Source organism: Rhizobium sp. RCC_161_2, assembly GCF_041355235.1.
In the GTDB taxonomy this organism is placed as follows: domain Bacteria; phylum Pseudomonadota; class Alphaproteobacteria; order Rhizobiales; family Rhizobiaceae; genus Rhizobium.
Genome location: NZ_JBFUPL010000001.1, coordinates 648287 through 666578 on the forward strand (window position 1 = coordinate 648287; position 18292 = coordinate 666578).

At 60.4% G+C, this 18292-nt stretch carries 18 protein-coding genes; 7 read left to right on the forward strand and 11 right to left on the reverse strand.

Going from position 1 to position 18292, the window contains the following annotated elements:
- Nucleotides 1-12: 12 nt before the first annotated feature.
- The 6 genes from AB6803_RS02865 to AB6803_RS02890 are packed head-to-tail and all read right to left on the reverse strand — an operon-like array spanning nucleotide 13 to nucleotide 6656.
- The gene (locus tag AB6803_RS02865; RefSeq protein WP_371107440.1) at nucleotides 13-1020 is read right to left on the reverse strand and encodes an ABC transporter ATP-binding protein; all 1008 of its coding nucleotides are present in this window, start codon (nucleotides 1018-1020) and stop codon (nucleotides 13-15) included.
- A complete protein-coding gene (locus tag AB6803_RS02870; protein WP_371107441.1) occupies nucleotides 1017-2003 on the reverse strand; it encodes an ABC transporter ATP-binding protein in 987 nt (328 codons plus the stop codon). The genes AB6803_RS02865 and AB6803_RS02870 overlap by 4 nt, the downstream gene beginning before the upstream one ends.
- Nucleotides 2000-2929 carry an ABC transporter permease gene (locus tag AB6803_RS02875; protein WP_371107442.1) on the reverse strand — a complete coding sequence of 310 codons (930 nt, stop codon included), beginning with the start codon at nucleotides 2927-2929 and terminating at the stop codon, nucleotides 2000-2002. The genes AB6803_RS02870 and AB6803_RS02875 overlap by 4 nt, the downstream gene beginning before the upstream one ends.
- Nucleotides 2929-3900, reverse strand: a complete 972-nt coding sequence (locus tag AB6803_RS02880; protein ID WP_371107443.1) for an ABC transporter permease — start codon at nucleotides 3898-3900, stop codon at nucleotides 2929-2931. Before AB6803_RS02880 ends, AB6803_RS02875 begins: the two co-directional genes overlap by 1 nt.
- A gap of 12 nt (nucleotides 3901-3912) precedes the next feature.
- Entirely contained in the window at nucleotides 3913-5064 is a 1152-nt protein-coding gene (gene argE / locus AB6803_RS02885) for an acetylornithine deacetylase (RefSeq protein ID WP_371107444.1), read from the reverse strand.
- Nucleotides 5064-6656 (reverse strand): ABC transporter substrate-binding protein, encoded by a 1593-nt coding sequence (locus AB6803_RS02890; protein WP_371107445.1) that lies wholly within the window; start codon nucleotides 6654-6656, stop codon nucleotides 5064-5066. The genes argE and AB6803_RS02890 overlap by 1 nt, the downstream gene beginning before the upstream one ends.
- Nucleotides 6657-6990: 334 nt before the next feature.
- Here AB6803_RS02890 and AB6803_RS02895 point away from each other — a divergent pair, with 334 nt between their 5' ends.
- Nucleotides 6991-7923, forward strand: a complete 933-nt coding sequence (locus tag AB6803_RS02895; protein WP_371107446.1) for an alpha/beta hydrolase — start codon at nucleotides 6991-6993, stop codon at nucleotides 7921-7923.
- An 18-nt stretch (nucleotides 7924-7941) separates the two neighbouring features.
- Here AB6803_RS02895 and AB6803_RS02900 read toward each other — a convergent pair whose 3' ends face one another.
- From AB6803_RS02900 to AB6803_RS02910, 3 genes are read right to left on the reverse strand one after another with little or no spacing between them, the layout of a single operon-like run.
- Nucleotides 7942-9168, reverse strand: coding sequence for an amidohydrolase family protein (locus AB6803_RS02900; protein ID WP_371107447.1), 1227 nt, complete (start codon nucleotides 9166-9168; stop codon nucleotides 7942-7944).
- Between the two features lie 55 nt (nucleotides 9169-9223).
- Nucleotides 9224-10426: an amidohydrolase family protein gene (locus AB6803_RS02905; RefSeq protein WP_371107448.1), complete on the reverse strand. Its 1203-nt coding sequence runs from the start codon at nucleotides 10424-10426 to the stop codon at nucleotides 9224-9226.
- Nucleotides 10427-10484: 58 nt separating this feature from the next.
- Entirely contained in the window at nucleotides 10485-11198 is a 714-nt protein-coding gene (locus AB6803_RS02910) for a GntR family transcriptional regulator (protein WP_371107449.1), read from the reverse strand.
- A 267-nt stretch (nucleotides 11199-11465) separates the two neighbouring features.
- On the opposite strand from AB6803_RS02910, the gene AB6803_RS02915 reads away from it, so the two are divergent.
- From AB6803_RS02915 to AB6803_RS02935, 5 genes are all read left to right on the forward strand, one after another.
- The gene (locus tag AB6803_RS02915) at nucleotides 11466-12554 is read left to right on the forward strand and encodes an ABC transporter ATP-binding protein (RefSeq protein WP_371107450.1); all 1089 of its coding nucleotides are present in this window, start codon (nucleotides 11466-11468) and stop codon (nucleotides 12552-12554) included.
- A 30-nt stretch (nucleotides 12555-12584) separates the two neighbouring features.
- The gene (locus tag AB6803_RS02920) at nucleotides 12585-13883 is read left to right on the forward strand and encodes a PotD/PotF family extracellular solute-binding protein (RefSeq protein WP_153364372.1); all 1299 of its coding nucleotides are present in this window, start codon (nucleotides 12585-12587) and stop codon (nucleotides 13881-13883) included.
- A 76-nt stretch (nucleotides 13884-13959) separates the two neighbouring features.
- On the forward strand, nucleotides 13960-14871 hold the full coding sequence (locus AB6803_RS02925) for an ABC transporter permease (RefSeq protein WP_368511438.1): 912 nt from the start codon (nucleotides 13960-13962) through the stop codon (nucleotides 14869-14871).
- A 1-nt stretch (nucleotide 14872) separates the two neighbouring features.
- The gene (locus AB6803_RS02930) at nucleotides 14873-15694 is read left to right on the forward strand and encodes an ABC transporter permease (protein WP_371107451.1); all 822 of its coding nucleotides are present in this window, start codon (nucleotides 14873-14875) and stop codon (nucleotides 15692-15694) included.
- Between the two features lie 4 nt (nucleotides 15695-15698).
- The gene (locus AB6803_RS02935) at nucleotides 15699-16430 is read left to right on the forward strand and encodes an aspartate/glutamate racemase family protein (protein WP_371107452.1); all 732 of its coding nucleotides are present in this window, start codon (nucleotides 15699-15701) and stop codon (nucleotides 16428-16430) included.
- A 23-nt stretch (nucleotides 16431-16453) separates the two neighbouring features.
- Here the strand turns inward: AB6803_RS02935 and AB6803_RS02940 are convergent, their stop codons facing one another.
- Both AB6803_RS02940 and AB6803_RS02945 read right to left on the reverse strand, forming a co-directional pair.
- Nucleotides 16454-16789 (reverse strand): DUF6665 family protein, encoded by a 336-nt coding sequence (locus tag AB6803_RS02940; protein ID WP_371107453.1) that lies wholly within the window; start codon nucleotides 16787-16789, stop codon nucleotides 16454-16456.
- Nucleotides 16790-16806: 17 nt separating this feature from the next.
- Nucleotides 16807-16959 (reverse strand): hypothetical protein, encoded by a 153-nt coding sequence (locus AB6803_RS02945; RefSeq protein ID WP_202903673.1) that lies wholly within the window; start codon nucleotides 16957-16959, stop codon nucleotides 16807-16809.
- A gap of 324 nt (nucleotides 16960-17283) precedes the next feature.
- Here AB6803_RS02945 and AB6803_RS02950 point away from each other — a divergent pair, with 324 nt between their 5' ends.
- Nucleotides 17284-18276: an MsnO8 family LLM class oxidoreductase gene (locus AB6803_RS02950; protein WP_371107454.1), complete on the forward strand. Its 993-nt coding sequence runs from the start codon at nucleotides 17284-17286 to the stop codon at nucleotides 18274-18276.
- Nucleotides 18277-18292: the final 16 nt, after the last annotated feature.

Sequence of the window (18292 nt, forward strand, 5' to 3'; positions counted from 1 at the left end):
CGGAGAAGACGGTCAGGCCGTCTTTCGTCTTTCCAGCAAAGGCTTGATGGTGGTGCCGGCAAGATCGAGATCGAAATGGCAGCGGAACATCCCGCCTGTCGGCGTGAGGTGTTGTGGCGGCGGAGTGCCGCGACAGATATCCTTGGCGAAAGGACAGCGTGTGTTGAACCGGCATCCTGCCGGCGGATCTGCGGGATTCGGCAACTCGCCGGCGATCGGGTGAAGCGACCGGTCGTTGACATCCAGATCCGGCGCCGCGTCGATCAGAAGGCGGGTATAAGGGTGGCGCGGCGTGGTGAATAGCTCTTCAGAAGCGGCTTCTTCCACCAGTTCCCCGAGATACATGACACCGATGCGATCGGCCATGATGCGAACGACGGAAAGATTGTGCGTGATGAACAGGCTCGTCAGGTGAAGATTTTTCTGCAAGTCACGAAGAAGATTGAGGATTTGTGCCTGAACGGAGACATCAAGTGCGCTTGTCGGTTCGTCTAGGATGAGGAATTCCGGTTCTCCCGCCAAAGCGCGGGCAATCGAGATGCGTTGCCGCTGGCCGCCCGAAAACTCCTGCGGATATTTTTCGCCGTCGGCGCGCGATAGCCCGACCTGTTCGAGCAGTTCATCGACGCGCGCCCGAATGGCGCTGCGTCCGGTTCGAAGTTTGTGCACGACGATCGGCTCGGCGATGATATCGGCAATCTTCCAGCGGCCGTTGAGCGAGGAATAGGGATCCTGGAAGATCATTTGCAGGCGTGGTTTGGCGCTTCCCGCAGTCCGGAAATCGATCGTGCCGTCCGTCGGCTGCATCAGGCCGGAGACAAGGCGCGCCAGCGTCGATTTCCCGCAGCCGCTTTCGCCGACAAGCCCCATGGTCTCACCACGATGGATGGTGAGGCTGACCTCGCTCACTGCCTTGGTGCCGTCTTGGCCGTGGCTTTTCTTCAAGCGTTCGAAAAGTCCCTGCTGGCGCCGGTAGACCTTGCTCACGCGATCGAGAACCAGAAACTCCGCAGCATTCATTGGACAGCCTGCCTTTCCAGCGGGTGGAAACAGGAATAGGCGGCGCTACCATCACTCGACAGGGAAGGCACCGCCGCGCGACAGTCCGCCTGCACGTTGAAGCAGCGCGGATGGAAGGCGCATCCGGCCGGGACCGCGCCAAGGCCAGGCATCGCGCCGGGGATCTGGTCGAGACGTATCGCGCCACCTGCCGCCGGCATCGGCGTCGCATTGATCAGTCCGCGCGTATAGGGATGACGCGGCGAATGGAAGAGTTCTGCCACCGGGCTGATTTCCGCAACGCGGCCGGCATAGAAGACGGCGACACGGTCCGCCATCTTGGCGATGACGCCGAGATCATGGGTGATCAGCAGCATGCTGACCTTGCTTTCGCGATGCAGGTCGCGCAGCAATTGCAGGATATGCGCCTGAACCGAAACATCGAGGGCCGTCGTCGGCTCATCGGCGATCACGAGGGCGGGATTGGCGCAGAGTGCCAGCGCGATCACCACGCGCTGCCGCATCCCGCCCGAGAGCTGATGCGGATAGCGTTTGAAATTCAGTTGAGGGTCGGGCAATCCCACTTTGTCCAGCCATTCGAGCGCCTTGGCCTTGGCCTTACCGTTGTCGACCTTCGCATGCGCTTGGATCGTGTCGCAGAGCTGACGGCCGATCGGGATGACCGGGTTGAGACTGGTCATCGGATCCTGAAAGATGAAACCGATGCGGCCGCCGCGAATATTGCGGATGGCCTTGCCGCTCAATTGATCGATCCGTTGTCCCTGCAGCGTGATCGCGCCGCCCGTTCTCTTCAGCGGCGGAACGAGCAGATCGATGATTGCGGCACCTGTGATCGATTTGCCGGCGCCGGATTCGCCGACAATGCCGAGCACCTCACCGGGCGCGACCGAAAAGGAGACATGATCGAGCGCGGTGATCTCGTTACCGTCCCGATTGATCTTGACCGTGAGATCGCGAACATCCAGCAGCGGCGCGTCGATCATGAACGACCTCTCAGGCGCGGATTATAGACGTCGCGCAGATGGTCTCCGAGGATATTGACGGAGACAACGAAGGAAACCAGGAACAGGCATGGCCAGACGGATATCCACCACTCGCCCGATTGCAGGAAATTGTTGCCATTACGGATCAGCGCGCCGAGCGAGGGCGTGGTGACAGGAATGCCGATACCGAGGAAGCTCAGGGTCGCCTCGGTGATGATAGCGATGCCGAGGTTAATCGTCGCGATGACCAGCACCGGCGCCATGACATTCGGCAGGATGTGCAGCAGAAGGATGCTGATATTGCTCCTGCCAGTGATCCTTGCGGCGGAAACGTAATCCTGATCCCTCTCCACCATCACGGAAGAGCGAATGGTGCGGGCGTATTGAACCCAGAAGGCGATGCCGATGGACAGCACGATGATGGCGATCGCCGTGAAGACGTCACGGTCCTGGCCGAGCACCGCGCGCGCCGCGCCATCGATGATCATGGCGAGCAACAGGGCCGGATAGGCAAGCTGCACATCCGCCGCCCGCATGATGAAGGCATCAACCTTGCCACCCGCAAAGCCGGCAATCAGGCCGAGGCCACCGCCGACAACGAGCCCGATCAGCACGGAGAGGATTCCGACGATGATGGAGGTGCGTAGCCCATAGGCCATGGCGGTCAAAAGATTGCGGCCTTGGTCGTCGGTTCCAAGTGGAAAGGCCGCATTGCCATCCGGCATCCAGACCGGCGGCGTGAAGGAATCCATCACCGACATGCCCTCGAACGCGAAAGGATTGACGGAAAACAGCGGGACGACGAAGGCGTAGACAAAAAGCGCGAGGATGATGGCGGCGCAAAAACTTGGCGCGGGAGAGGCCCGAATCGCGCGCAGCAGCGCATTGCGTCTTTTGGGGGCGGCCGGGGTGTTCACGACGGACATCAGGATTGCCTCCTCAGCACGCGTGGATCGATCAGCGGATAACAGAGCTCGACGGCGAGATTGATGATCATGAACACGACACCGACGAAGATGAGATAGATCGCGATCACCGGGATATCGGCGGACTGGATCGATTGCAGGAAAAGCGAGCCGAGGCCGGGCCAGGCGAAGACATTTTCCGTCACGACCGAAAAGGCGATGATATTGCCGAGCTGCAGGCCGAGCACGGTGATGACGGGCAGCAACGTATTCTTGATGGCGTAGACGTACCAGATGCGCGCTTCCGAAAGGCCGCGGGCACGAGCAAACCGGATGTGCTCGCTCTGGCCGACCTCCATGAGCTGCGTGCGCAGGATGCGGATGACGAAGGCGACCTGGAAGGTGGCGAGCGTTGTCGCGGGAAGAATGATGGCGCGCCAGCCTGAGGCGGTCAAAAGCCCCGTCGTCCAGAAACCGAGATCGACCGTCGTGCCACGTCCGAAGGAGGGAAACAGGCCGAACCGGACCGCGAAGATGGCGATGAGCACGATCCCCACCACGAAATTCGGCAGGGTGATGCCCGCGGCCGACACGACCATGATCAGTCGTCCAAGGGCCGATTTAGGATGAACACCGCAATAGATGCCGGCGGGAATGCCGACGGCCAGCGTGATCAGCAGGCTGACGACGGCAAGCTCCATGGTTGCGGGCAGCCGTTCGGCGATCAGATGGGCAACGGGATCCTGCGTGCGATAGGAGAGGCCGAAATCGCCACGCAGGAAATTGCCGATGAAATGCAGGAACCGCAGGAGCAACGGCTGATCGAGACCGAGCCGCGCGATGAGATCCGCTCGCTCGGCCACGGTCGAATCCGCGCTCAGCAGTGCCGCCAGCGGATCACCGATATTGGTGACCAGCAGGAAGGCGATGAAGCTGATCACCAACAGGACGATAACGGTCTGGATAACCCGAGAGGCGGCATAGGCAAACAATGCGTATCCCCCTCAGCAGCAGCTATCACCAAGTTTGTGCAGGAAGGCGACGCAACGTTCGAGCTCGTCCGTGGCGATCGATTCATTCGGTTGATGCGCGTCGGCGATGTCGCCCGGGCCGATCACCACCGAAGGGACGCCCGCATTCTGAAAGATGCCGGCCTCGGTTCCGTAAGGCACGTAGTGCGGCTCGGTGCGACCGAGAAGCCCGAGCAATTCCGCTTCAAGCGCGGCATCGCCGGTGGGCTTCAACCCCGGTATGCGCGCCTGTATCTCGAAGCTGATGCCGCATGCCGGGTCGATAGCCTTCATCGCTGGTTCGAGCGTTGCGGCGAAACGCTTCATCCGATCGAGAACGGCCATATCGCTTTCGCCGGGGATGATCCGCATCTCCCAGAAGAAATCACAGCTCTCGGAGACGATGTTGCCGTGCAGGCCGCCTTTGATGACATTGACCTGGGTGGTGGAATAGGGTGGGTCGAAGCCGTCGAACTGCGGGCCGTTGCGCATGTCCTCGCGGATGCGGTTGATCTCCGAAATCACCTCGGCCGCGATCATCACCGCATTGACGTAACGGTCTGGCTGCGATGAATGGCCGGGCTTGCCCTTGACACGCGTCCAGCCGATCAACCCGCCCTTATGCGCAGATATCAGCCCCATGTTCGTGGGTTCGCCGATCACCGCCAATCTCGGCTTCAATCCGCTGGCTCCGACCCACTCCGCCATCGATCCGACGCCGGTGCAGCCGACTTCCTCATCATAGGAGAAGGCGAGATGGATCGGCTTCTTCAATGGTTTTGCAACGATGCCCGGAATCGCCTCGAGACAGCAGGCGAGAAAGCCCTTCATGTCCGTCGCGCCGCGTCCGATCACGCGATCGGCTTTCTTTCGCAGGACCCAGGGATCGGCGCTCCAGGCTTGGCCCTCTACCGGCACCACGTCCGTATGGCCGCTGAAGATGATGCCACCCGGCTCCTCCGGCCCGATGCTGACCAGAAGATTGGCCTTGTCGCCTTCCGGACTGGCAAACCGGCGGACGCGCCCTCCGAAAGGAGCAGTCTGGCTCTCGATGTAGTCGAGCAGTGCCAGATTGGAGACCGCGCTGACGGTCGGGAAGGACACCAGTTTCGCAAGCTGGCCAGTGACATCAGCAGCAAGGGTCATCATTTCACCATGAAATAGCGGAGCGGATAGGCAAGGTCGGCTGGCTGCACGACGGTGATGTTGTTCTTAACGCCCCAGAGAATGTTCAGCTGGTGGAGCGGAATGAACGCTACATCGTCCTTGATAATCTTGAAGGCCTGCTGGATGAGACCTTTGCGTTTCTCCTGATCCTTCTCTCTGGCCATCTCGCCGATCAGGCGATCCACATCCGGATTGGAGTAGCCGCCGATGTTGAAGGCACCGCGTCCACTCTTAGGGTCGCGTGTAGCGGCAATCGAGGTCAGGAAGAGCTGCGCGTCGTAGGTCGCTGGCGAATAGCCGAGCAGCGCCAGGCTGGTATTGTATTCCGGCGGATTGATCTGCGTCGCCCAGCGACTGGTCGCCTGTGCGCGGGGCTCGACCTTGATGCCGATCTTCGCCAACGAGCCGGCAATGGCAATGCAAGTGGCTTCGTCGTTCATGAAGCGGTCGTTGGTGCAGTCGAGCGTGACGGAGAAGCCTTTGTCATAGCCGGCCTCCTTCATCAGTACCTTGGCCTTGTCGAGATCGGGTTTCACCGGTTCCCCGATTGCCGGATCGAAGCCGTTGACCTCGCGTCCGATCGGCAGGCCGACGGGGACAGAGAAATTGCGCATGATGCGCTTCTTGATCGCGTCCGTATCGATTGAAAGCTGCATCGCCTGGCGGACCCGGACATCCTGGAACGGATTCTTGTCCTTCTCGCTGCCGAAGATCAGTGTGTTACGCGCCACGTCCGGCTGCAGATAGATCGTGCGCAGATCCGGCCCTGCCTGAACACGAAGGCCCTCGGTCTTGCCGACCCGGTCGGCATCCTGCGGCGGGAGGCCATCGATCATGTCGACCTCGCCGGAGATCAGTGCCGAGACGCGGGTGGAAGGATTGGGAATGACGAAGAAGGTGGCATTGTCGACATTGCCGCTTCGCTTGTCCCACCAGGCGGGATTGGCTGCGAACACAGTCTTCACGCCGGGGTCGCGTGCCTTGATGACGTAGGGACCTGTGCCGTTGGTATTGCGGTTGGCGAAGGTTTCAGTCGTATTGTTGGCGCTTCCCGGCTGTACTGCGCCGTTCGCCTCGGCCCACTTCTTGTCCATGATCAGCCAGTTGATGATCTCGTTCGGCAGGATCGGATCGGCGGCGACGGTCTTTAGGCGGATCTTGTGATCGTCGATCTTTTCGATCGAGGCGATGGAAGCGAGGTTGGCCTTGACGCCGCCGGCTTTGGCGCGTGTAAGCGAGAAGACCACGTCATCGGCGCTGAAATCATCGCCATTGGCAAACTTCACACCCTGTCGAAGCGTGAACTCCCAAGTAGTGTCGTCGAGCTGGGTCCAGGCCGTTGCCAGCGCCGGCTGCAGCGAAAGATCCGGGCCGCGCCGCACCAGCGGCTCGTAGACATTGCTAAGCACCGCAAAGATCAGCGTGTTGGAGACCGCGTGAGGATCAAGCGTATAGGCATCGAGAGGACCTGCAAACTTGAAATCCGCAGCCTGCGTCGCGCTTGTAGCGACGATAAATGCGGCACTGGCAATAAACAATTTTCTTCTGAATGCATGAAACGACAGGGACATCTAGGCCTCCAGGAATCTGCTTCGGGAAGTCGGCCGCCAAATTTCACGCGGATGGCGGAAAATACTTTAAATCTAAAATATATTTGTCCGGGGAATTCCCTGGAGTCAATTCCATGTTTTCGTTCCCGGTGATTTTTCTGAGGATTGATCGCCCATTTCTTGGACGCCGGTCAAAGATTAGGCAAGATCACGCGAGATGCAAGTGATTGTGAAAGCCGATTTTCCTATGGTTGATGGGCCCGTTGAAGGGACGAATGTTGCAAGGATTTGCTTTGAAACACTGCTATAAGGCCTCGACCATTGCGAATTGCCAAGGTGCTTGCGAGGATTGTGAATGTTGACACGCCGATCGATATTGGCGGCAATCGGTGCCGCCGCCCTTTCCAGCAAGGCACTGGCTGCTCCCACGCCCATTCCCGCCGCCGCCTCGCTCCCGCTTTGGCCGGGGCTGCCGCCCGGTGGCGGCGGTCCGTCTGGTCCGACCTCGGTAAATGCCTGGGGCGCGCTCACCGATATCGCCATGCCGTCGATCACGGTCTATACGCCGGCGCGTCCGAACGGCGATGCCGTGCTTGTCGCGGCGGGCGGCGGCTATAAGCGGATTGAGGAGGGTCAGGAGGCACTTCCTGCGGTTTCGTGGCTGAACGATCGAAATATCACGGCCTTCGTCCTGCGCTACCGCCTTCCGGGCGAGGGATGGACCAACGGCCCGTTCGCGCCGCTGCAGGATGCCCAGCGTGCTATCCGCCTCATTCGGGCCAATGCAAAGAGCTTTCGCATCAACCCGAAAAGGCTCGGCCTTCTCGGGTTTTCGGCGGGCGGGCATCTGTTCGGTCTCGCTGCAACCTGGTCGGCCTTTGCGTCCTATCCCGCCGTCGACAAAACCGATGCCCTTTCGGCGCACCCGGATTTCGCAGCCCTGATCTATCCGGTGATCACCCTGGAGCCGCCCTACGATCACACGTCGACACGGCGCATCTTTGTCGGCGACCATCCGAGCCCCGAGATGAGCGCCAGGTGGTCGGTTCAAACGCATGTTGGCAGCGACTGTCCGCCGATGTTTCTCGTTCAGGCGGAGAACGACCCGGTCTCCAACCCGGCCAACACGCTGATCATGCAGGCGGCATGCGAACAGGCAGGCGTGCCTGTCGAACTGCACCGTCTCGCAAGCGGCGGGCATGGGTTCGCCATGGGCAAGAAGGGCACACCTTCCGCCGAATGGCCCGATTTCTTCGCCACTTGGCTGGACAAGACGCTCCGAAGCTAACGGGCGAACAATTGCCCCTCAGACGGATGGATAAAGCAGGTGCGCCCTTGGGCGGCTAAATGTCTGTCGGCCATTCTTCCAGCCGGCGATCGGAAGGCGGATTTCGCGGATGGCGGACAGCGGATCGGCGGCATCGACTATGACGATATCCGCCGGCGCTCCCGGCTGGAGCGCATAGTCGCGCCGCATGAGGCGGGCAGCATTGCCGGTCACCATGTCAAATGCAGTGGCGATGTCCTCATCGCGTGAAAGCTGCGCCGCATTGGCAAAGAGATTGGCCATACGGCCAAGCGAAGCGTCGCCGTAAGGCGTGAAGGGATTGAGCACGTTGTTGGTCGCGGCCGTGACCGTGACGCCATGTGTGGCGAGGAGCAGTGCAGGGGCTATGCCGCGCGGCACCAGATGATCCCGGTCGCGACCGAGCAGGAACATGTCGGTCGCGGGAAGAACCGTAACGGCGATACCGGCATCGGCGAGCCGCATGGCGACCGCGACGACCTCCTGCCGCGGCATAGCGGAAAGCTTGGTGGCGTGACCGATGGATACGCGCCCGCCATAGCCGCGTCGCTGCGTCTCGACGATGACCGCCGGAATAGCGGAGTTCGCTGGGTTGAGATCGAAATCGAGATGGAAATCGACATCGACGCCGTGGCGCTCGGCAAGATCGAAAATCCCCCGGATATGCGCCTGCGGATCGGGATCGGTATAGGGGCAGCCGCCGATGAGGTCGGCGCCGTCGCCGAGCGCTTTGTCCAGCATCGATGCTGTCTCGGGTTCATTGGTCAGGCCCTCCTGCGCAAAGGCGCAGATCTGGATGTCGAGTGCCCAGCGATAATCATGCTTGATCTGTCGGATAGCCTCGAATGAGCGAAAGCCGGCGCGCGGATCAACTTCCACGAAGGTCCGCATCGCTGTCGTGCCGTTGACGATGGCGCTCTCCACGACACGCGCGGCGCGCGCATAGACATCTTCAACCGCGAAGGCGGATTTGGCCTTCGCTGTTTCGCGCACAGCTTCTTCCAACGTACCTTCGCAGATCAGGCAACGGTCGAGGATGCAGGCCTTGTCGAGATGAATATGGCTGTCGATGAAACCGCCAAAGGCAAAACAGCCACACATATCCTGACGTGGCGCATCGGACACGAGACCGGTTTCGAGCGCCGCTATCCTGCCATCCTGGATGCCGATGTCGAGAGGCTGATTGCGGCCGGCGATACGCACGTTCGAAATCACCAGATCGAGCATTATGGCACCTTTTCAATTGGCTAATAGAAAGTTCGAATGCAATATCTGAGATATGTCACGCCCGAATAACGGCTCCGTTCCTGGCGACGAGCCGGCCGGACTTATAAACCGAGCGCTCCTTTGGAAGGGCAACGACCGCTTCGGGCACATGCTCCGCCTTCAGCGTCACGAAATCCGCTTTCGCACCGATGTTCAACCCATAATTCTCGAGACGCAACGCCTTGGCTCCGCTGTCGGTGACGACATCGAAGGCGGCTTTCAATTCATCGTCGGTATAGAAGCCCGAGCGATATCCGATCATCATCGCCCGGCCGAGCATGTCCCCATCGCCATAGGGCCACCAGGAATCGCGGATATTATCGCTGCCGCTGAAGACTGTGACGCCCGCCCCGCGCAGCAACGCCACCGGCGGAAAAGCGTGGTTGCCGGGCGCGTTGGTCATGATGGACACGCCGCTTGCGGCGATCGTCTCGGCGGCACGCTTGGCCGCATCCGCTGGGAGATCGCCGAGCCCATAGGCGTGGCTGACGGCGACATGTCCCTGCATGGAGAGTACACGCGTGCGAGCACAGATCTGCTCGATGGTGAAAAGACCGAGCGTGCCACCGTCATGAAGGTGGATATCGACATCGACGCCATGCTTTTCGGCAACGCCGAAGACGACGTTTAGGTGTCCCGCTACATCGCGGTCGAAGCTTGCCGGGTCCAGGCCGCCGACGAGATCGGCGCCCATGGAGATGGCTTCGTCCATCAATTGCGGGGTGCCCGGGCTCTTCAAGATGCCGCTCTGGGGGAAGGCGACGAGCTGGATGTCGATATAGTCACGATATTCCTCGCGGACAGCGAGAACGGTTTCCAGCGATTTCAGTCCGACCGATCCGTCGACCATGACATGGCTGCGCATCTGCGTGCTGCCATTGGCGATGCAGAGATCCAGCTGATTGCGCGCACGCACGTCCATGGCGGCGGCCTGCGCCATGTTCTGCGCCTGGAACGCGACGCGCTCATGCACATCGAAGCCGTTGGTGCAGGGCTTGTGCGGTATCCAGGCATCACCGAAAAAACTGGTGTCGAGATGGATATGACCTTCGACGAAGCCGGGCACAACGAGCGCGCCGCCAAGATCGACGCTTTCGGCAAGCGGGGCCTCCGCACTTGATGGTTCGATCGAAATGATGCGACCGCCGGATACGCCGATGTCCTTGAGGGAGCCATCGGCGAGCTTTGCTCGGGTGAAAAGAGTTTCAATCGGGCTCAAATCTATCTCCATGGCATGGGATGAGAAGGAAATGTCGAGATAGACACCGTTGGCGGGTCTATTGCTCGAAGGCTTCCCTCAGGCCGACGCTCTTGCGCGCGCGCAGATCGAGATCGGCTTCGATATGGGAAATATGGTGAAGCATGAGATGGCAGGCCGTCTCGATATCCTTGCGCTCGATGGCGGCGATGATGTCGCCGTGCTCCGAATGACCGCAGCTCGATACGCTCGACTGGCCGTAAAGCGCGATGACCAAGGATGAGCGGGCGACAAGCTCTTCCATGAAGCGCTGCATGATCAGATTGCCGGAGATCGAGGCGAGCACGAGATGGAAATCGCCGGAGGCCTTGATCTCGGCGCGCCGCGCGGACTGACCGCGTTCCGCCATCAGCCGGCCCTCTTCGAGCAGAAGCTGCTTCAGGTGCTGGACCTGCGAGGGCGTGATCCGTTCGGCCGCTTCCTTCAGAATGCCCGGCTCCACCAGGCGGCGGGCGGCAAAGATCTGCCGGGCCTCCTCGGGCGAGGGATAGGCAACGAACGCGCCGCGATTCTTCTCGACGCTCACAAGCCCTTCATAGGACAGGGCCTGCAGGGCGGCGCGCGCCAGCGTGCGGCTGACATTGAACAGATTGCCAACATCGCTCTCGGAGAGCTTCGTACCCGGGGAAAGCCTGCGCTCGACGATCGCCTCGCGAATGGCGTCGCGAATCTGCTGGGCGCCGGTTTCATTGGAATCGCTGGTCGTCTGGAGCGCGTCTGCTGTGGAGTTCATAAGAGCGGATACCTGATAATCGACGGAATGATATCCGCGTTCGCCATAAAAGTTAAACGGAATTTGTCGCAAAAGGAAAGCATAATCGTATACGATCTAGTGCACATATTGCAGACGAAAGCCTATTTCATGTGCAAACACGCGTTTGCCTTATATAAGGCACTCCGCTCGCGCTGCGCCGAAACTCCATGATTCACAAAAGCTTAGCGCGGCGCAACAGACTTGGCACGCCAGATGCATTGTCGTTCCCAAACAGAGGGGAATACGATGTCGAAAGCGGCAGAGATCGATATAGCGTCCGTTTCGAAGGTCTATGGCACGACGACCGCCGTCCACGCCATCAGCCTGAAGATACCGGCCGGCTCCTATTGCTGCTTTCTAGGACCTTCCGGCTGCGGCAAGACCTCCACGCTTCGCATGATCGCGGGTCATGAAAGCATTTCGTCGGGCGACATCCGGCTCGGGAACGTCGTCGTCACCGACTTTCCGCCGGCCAAGCGCGGCACGGCGATGATGTTCCAGTCCTACGCTCTCTTTCCGCATCTCGACCTCATCGACAACGTCGCCTTCAGCCTGAAGATGAAGGGCGTGGACAAGGAAGAGCGGCGCGCCAAGGCGCTCGAAATGCTGAAGCTGATGCAGATGGAGGCCTACGCCACGCGACGTCCGGCGCAGCTTTCTGGCGGGCAGCAGCAGCGCGTGGCGCTCGCCCGCGCGCTGATCACCGATCCCGAGGCGTTGTTGCTCGACGAGCCGCTGTCGGCGCTCGATCCGTTCCTGAAGATCCGCATGCGCGCCGAGCTGAAGAAGCTGCAAAAGACGCTCGGGATCACCTTCGTGCATGTCACGCACAGCCAGGAAGAGGCTATGGCGCTCGCCGATATCATGGTGATCATGAACGACGGCAAGATCGAACAGGCGGCGGCGCCCCGCGAAGTCTTCGAACGTCCCGCGACCGCCTTCGTCGCCCGCTTTATGGGCGATCATAACGTGCTCTCGGGTCGGGTCACGTCCAGCGAAGACGGTGTGCTGACACTGACCGCGCCGGAGGGCCAGAGCTTTTCCGTGCGTGGCACCGGCAGGGACGTGGGCGAGGCCGTCGATATCGGCATTCGCACTGACCGCGTGCGTCTTGCGGCAACCGCCGACAAGGGTGTCGGCTTCAATGGCGTCATTTCCAATGTCGAATATCGCGGCGCCTCGGTGAAGATCACCGTTATCGGCGCGGGCAGCGACGATTTTACCGTCATTGCAAGCGACGGCGATTATTTCTCCAAACCCGTATCGGTCGGCGATGCGGTGTCTTTGAGTTGGGCCTTGGAGGACGCGGTCCTCCTCGGTCGTGTTTCCGCATGAATTCCAAGCATCACAAAAAGGGGAACTGACATGACGACTGAGAAGAAGACAACCAAGGCAGCAAAGGGCATCTCCCGCCGCTCGCTGCTGAAGACCGGCGCTGCCGCCGCCGGCGCTATCGCCGGCTCCGGCCTGATCACCGGCTTTCCGACCGTTTGGGCACAGACGAAGATCACGCTCCGCCAGTTCGGCACCGGTGTTTCCAACATCAATGCGATCGCCGAGAAGTGCAAGGCCGATCTCGGTATCACGCTCGAGATGACGGCGACCGATTCCGACGCCGCCGCCCAGCGCGCCGTCACCCAGCCGAACAGCTATGACATCGCCGACATCGAATACTGGATCGCCAAGAAGGTGTTCCCGGCCGGCGTGCTGCAGCCGATGGACGTCAAGAAGCTCAAATACTACGACAAGATCGTGCCGCTGTTCATCAACGGCAAGCTGAAGCCCGACAGCGTCATCGCTCAGGGCACCGCGCCGCATACGGTCGGCTTCGTCGAAGCCCAGGGCTCGAAGAAATTCGCCAAGGAGCCGACGCAGTGGATGACGATGGTTCCGACCATCTACAACGCCGACACGCTCGGCATTCGTCCCGACCTTACCGGTCGCCCGATCACCAGCTGGGCCGACATTCTCGATCCGGCCTTCAAGGGCAAGACTGCGATCCTCAACATCCCGTCGATCGGCATCATGGATGCCGCGATGATCATGGAAGCCGCCGGCAAGATCAAATATGCCAACAAGGGCAACATGACGAAGGCGGAAATCGACAAGACGATCGACTTCCTGATCAAGACCAAGGGCGAAGGCCAGTTCCGCGCCTTCTGGAAGTCCTTCGACGAAAGCGTCAACCTGATGGCGTCGGGCGAAGTCGTCATCCAGTCGATGTGGTCGCCGGCCGTTGCCGCCGTCCGCTCGAAGGGCATCGCCTGCACCTTCCAGCCGCTTAAGGAAGGCTATCGCGCCTGGGGCGGTGGTCTCGGGCTCGCCGCACATCTCAAGGGCGCAGAGCTCGACGCCGCTTATGAATATATCAACTGGTACACGTCCGGCTGGGTCGGCGGCTATCTCAACCGCCAGGGCTATTATTCCGCCTGCATGGAAACCGCAAAGGGCTTCATGTCGGCCGACGAATGGGGCTACTGGATCGAAGGCAAGCCGGCGCAGGGCGATATCCTGTCTCCGGAAGGCAAGGTCATGGAGAAGGCCGGCGCCGTTCGCGACGGTGGCTCCTTCGAAGCCCGCATGGGTGCTGTCGCTTGCTGGAACTCGGTGATGGACGAAGACCGCTACATGGTCCGCCGCTGGAACGAGTTCATCGCTGCCTAATCGGTATCGCCTCTACCCATCAAATCCTCTCCCCGCGCAAGCGGGGGGAGGAAGCCGCTAACGGAGAAACCGGACCATGGCGACGATCGCTTCATCAGAAACGGACCAGGCAACAGCAAAACCAAGGCGCAGCTTTCGCGTGCCCCTGGGGCTCGTTTCCTATCTCCAGGCGGCGCCGCTGTTTCTGATCCTCGGCTTCTTCTTCCTACTGCCGATCGCGATGATCGGTGTCGTCAGCTTCTGGGACTATGATTTCGCCAGCCTCTATCCCGCCTTCCTGACCACGAACTACACCGACACGCTGGGTTCATGGGTTACTTGGAAAACCTATCTCAACACGTTGAAATTCACGGTCATTGTCTGGTCGCTGACTCTGTTCATCGGCTTCTGGGTCGCCTATTTCCTCGCCTTCCATATCCGTCGCACGTCGACGCAGATGATCCTCTTCCTCGTCTGCACCGTGCCGTTCATGACGTCAAACATCATCCGCATGATCTCCTGGATCCCGGTGCTCGGACGCAACGGGCTCGTCAATTCGACGCTCATTGAAATGGGTCTCATTCCAAAGCCGATCGAGTGGCTGCTCTATTCCGATTTCGCCGTCGTTCTGGCGATGGTGCATCTCTATACGCTGTTCATGGTGACGCCGATCTTCAACACGCTGATGCGTATCGACCGCTCGCTGTTCGAAGCGGCCCGCGATGCCGGCGCCAACGGCTGGCAGATTCTCTGGAACGTGGTGATCCCGCTGGCCAAGCCCGGCATCGCGATCGGCTCAATCTTTGTCGTTACCCTGGTCATGGCGGATTTCTCCACCGTGCAGGTCATGTCCGGCGGCCAGAGCGCCTCCATCGCGCTGATGATGAAAAACCAGATGTCGCTGCTGCAATATCCGGCGGCCGCCGCCAATGCCGTCGTACTCCTGATCGTCGTCCTTATGATGGTCGCGGCCATCCTGCGTGTCGTCGATATACGCAAGGAGCTTTGAGATGAACCACGAAAAACGCACCTTCGAATTCTATTTTCTGGCGATCTTTTTCATTGTCTTCGTGCTGTTTCTCTACGGCCCGCTTTCGGCAATCGTCATTCTTTCCTTCCAGGGGCCTGACGGAGGCCTAACCTTCCCGTTGAATGGCGTCTCCTTGCATTGGTTCGCCAACCTGTTCGAGAAGCAGGCGGTCGGCGACTTCGGCGCCTCGTTCCAGCGGTCCTTCATCCTTGGCCTGATGGTCATGGTCGTCACCGTCGTCGTCTCACTGCTGGCTGGCCTGGCGTTCCGCCGCCGTTTCCGCGGATCGTCGCTGCTGTTTTACGCGACCGTCGCCAGCCTCGTGGTACCGTCCATCATCATTTCCCTCGGCATCGGCGTCGTCTTCCAGCAGGGTGGTCTCCCCCCGGCCTGGTATTCCTCGGCCTTCGGCGCGCATCTGACCTGGACGCTGCCCTTCGGCGTGCTGATCATGTTCGCCGTTTTCAACCGTTTCTCACCGGCTTACGAGGAGGCAGCGCGCGATCTGGGCGCGAGTTCGTGGCAGACCTTTCGCCACGTCGTGTTGCCGATGATCGCGCCGAGCCTGATCGGTGTCGGCCTGTTCGGCTTCACGCTCTCCTATGACGAATTCGCGCGCACCCTGATGACGTCGGGCACCTACAACACGCTTCCCCTGGAAATCTACGGGATGACCACAAACGTCACCACGCCTGTGCTCTATGCGCTGGGAACGGTGACGACACTCTTCTCCTTCACTATCATTCTCGTCGCGCTCGGTATCATGACCATGCTCGGTCGCCGGCAGGCCAAGAAAAGCTGAGACCATGCGCTTATTGCTGATTAATCCAAACACCACCACGTCGATGACGAAGAAGGCGGCGGTCGCCGCGCGCGCCGTCGCTGCAACCGGCACGGAGATCATCGCCGCGACATCGCGGATGGGGCCGCCTTCCATCGAGGGATATTATGACGGCGCCCTTGCCGTCCCTGGCTTGCTGAGCGAACTCAAGGAACAACGCGCGGCGGGTTACGACGCGGCGATCATTTCCTGTTTCGACGATACCGGTCTCGAGGCGGCGCGGGCCTTTTCGGATGTCCCGGTTCTTGGGCTTTGCGAATCCGCCGTCGTAACGGCCGGTTTCCTGGCGCAGCGCTTTACGATCGTCACGACGCTGGAGCGCTCCCGCGTATTGATCGACAATCTCGTCCGACACTATGGCATGGGCGGACGGGCGAAGGTCAGGGCCTCCGATATCGCGGTACTGGAGCTCGAGGATGGCGCGCCAGAGGCAATCGGCAAATTGCGAGCCGAGATCGAACGAGCGCTTGACGAAGACGGCGCGGAGGCGATCGTGCTCGGCTGTGCCGGCATGGCCGACCTTACCCGCGAGCTGCAGGAAATCTACGGTGTGCCCGTGATCGACGGCGTCGCGGCGGCGGTCAAGCAGGCCGAGGCCCTGGTGTCGCTGGGGCTCACCACCAGCAAGCGCGGTTCCTTCGCCGCGCCGTTGCCGAAGTCCTTTACCGGTGCGATGAGCGATTTTTCGCCCGTTTGATCCATATTTGACACGGCAGCACCTCACTCCTGTCGACGCACCACGCCGACCCTCGCGAGCACCTCGCTGGGGATCGCGTAACGTTGGATAAGATCACGACCATTTTTCAGCCCGCAGATTTCGCGCTGAATGAAAAAGGCCCAGACGGCGTCGGCAGCCTTGTTCACCAGGGTTTCTCGCTCGTCGGCGCAGTGACGCTCCTGGCTCCACGCCTGCAATTCCGCCAGTGCGGTTTCCACCTTCAGCCCGTGGCGTCCGAGAGAACTGGCGCGCTCGGCCATCAGCTCGTATTCGAGAACGTTGAAACCGCTATCGGTTGAATGAAACTGCCTGAGAGATTGCGGTGGGCGAACGCTCATCGGATTTATCCTCAGCCTTAACGGGCCGGCGAGCCAACGATCTGAAAATAGCCCCAGGCGGCGGCAAACACCGCAAGCACGACAATGACGACGAGCAGTTTGCGCAGCCCGGGACGCGGTGCCTTGGGCGGCGGTTTCGGCTTTCGAAACTTGATGACGTTGTCGTTCATGTGTCCTCGGCTATCGAATATCTTCCACTGCCTAGTTCACCCGAATCCTTCCGGGGATCAAGAGAGTTTCCCGTCATTTCGGCACAGGACATATCGCGGAATCGGGATACGCTTTTGCTGGCAATCCAACACGGATCGAGCATGCCGCCGATTGGCGACTTCTGAGCGAGACGCTCACGCCGAGCGTGCATTCACGCTTTGCAACTTATTTCCTCACTTTGGCGCGCGAAGAGAAAGTCGTTTCTTATAATATACTCAGTCTACGTATTTTATAGACTATTGAAGCGGTGCTTTAGCGCCGATGCGATAATCGGATGACCCCACATGTCCTATCTCTTGAGCCTTCTCGACAAAAGCCCCATCGAAGCCGGTAAGAATGCCTCGGATGCGCTGCGGGCAACCGCCAAGCTGGCGGTCAGGGCCGAGGAGCTTGGCTATCACCGTTTCTGGGTGGCCGAGCATCATAATATGGCGAACCTGGCGAGTTCCGCGCCCGAGGCACTGATTGCCTATCTGCTTGCCAAGACATCGAAGATCCGCATCGGCTCCGGTGGCGTGATGCTGCAACATTACAGCGCCTACAAGGTGGCGGAGACCTTCAATCTCCTGTCTTCGCTGGCGCCCGGCCGTGTCGATCTCGGCGTCGGCAAGGCCCCAGGCGGCTTTCCTCTGTCCACCCGGGCATTGCAGATAGCGGTCGATCCCGAGCGCAAACCGAGTTTTGCGGACCAGCTTACGGACATCAACACTTATCTTTCGGCTGAACCCCAGGCGGATACGGCCATCGCGACGCCGCTTCCCTCGATTGCGCCCGATCGTTTTCTATTGGGTGCTTCCGTCGAGAGCGCCGAGTTGGCGGCAGCGAAGGGCTGGGAACTGGTCTTTGCCGGTCATTTGAACGGCGACCCTGAGAACTTGCGCATGACCTTCGAGGCCTATGAGAAGGCAAGCGGTGGCAAGAGCCCGATTCTGGCGTTGGCAGCCTTTGCAGCCGAGAGCGAGGAGCAGGCGCGTGAGCGTGTCGGCGATCTGCGTATCGTCAAACTTTTCCTTCCGAACGGCCAGACCGTCAATGTTGGCAACGAGGAGCAGGCGGCCGAGTTCGCCCGTCAGGCCGGCGTCAGCGACTACCGGATCGAAGAGAAGGTCCCGAGTGTGCTGCACGGCACGGCGCAACAGATCCGCAAGGAGCTCGACGAGTTGCACCGCCGCTACGGCGTCAAGGAATTCATTCTCGATACACCGGCGCTGCCCGCCGCCGAGCGTCTCGCCTCCATCGAGCTGCTCGCCAAGGAACGGCTATCGCTCGCCGCCTGATATTCGCTTTGGAAAG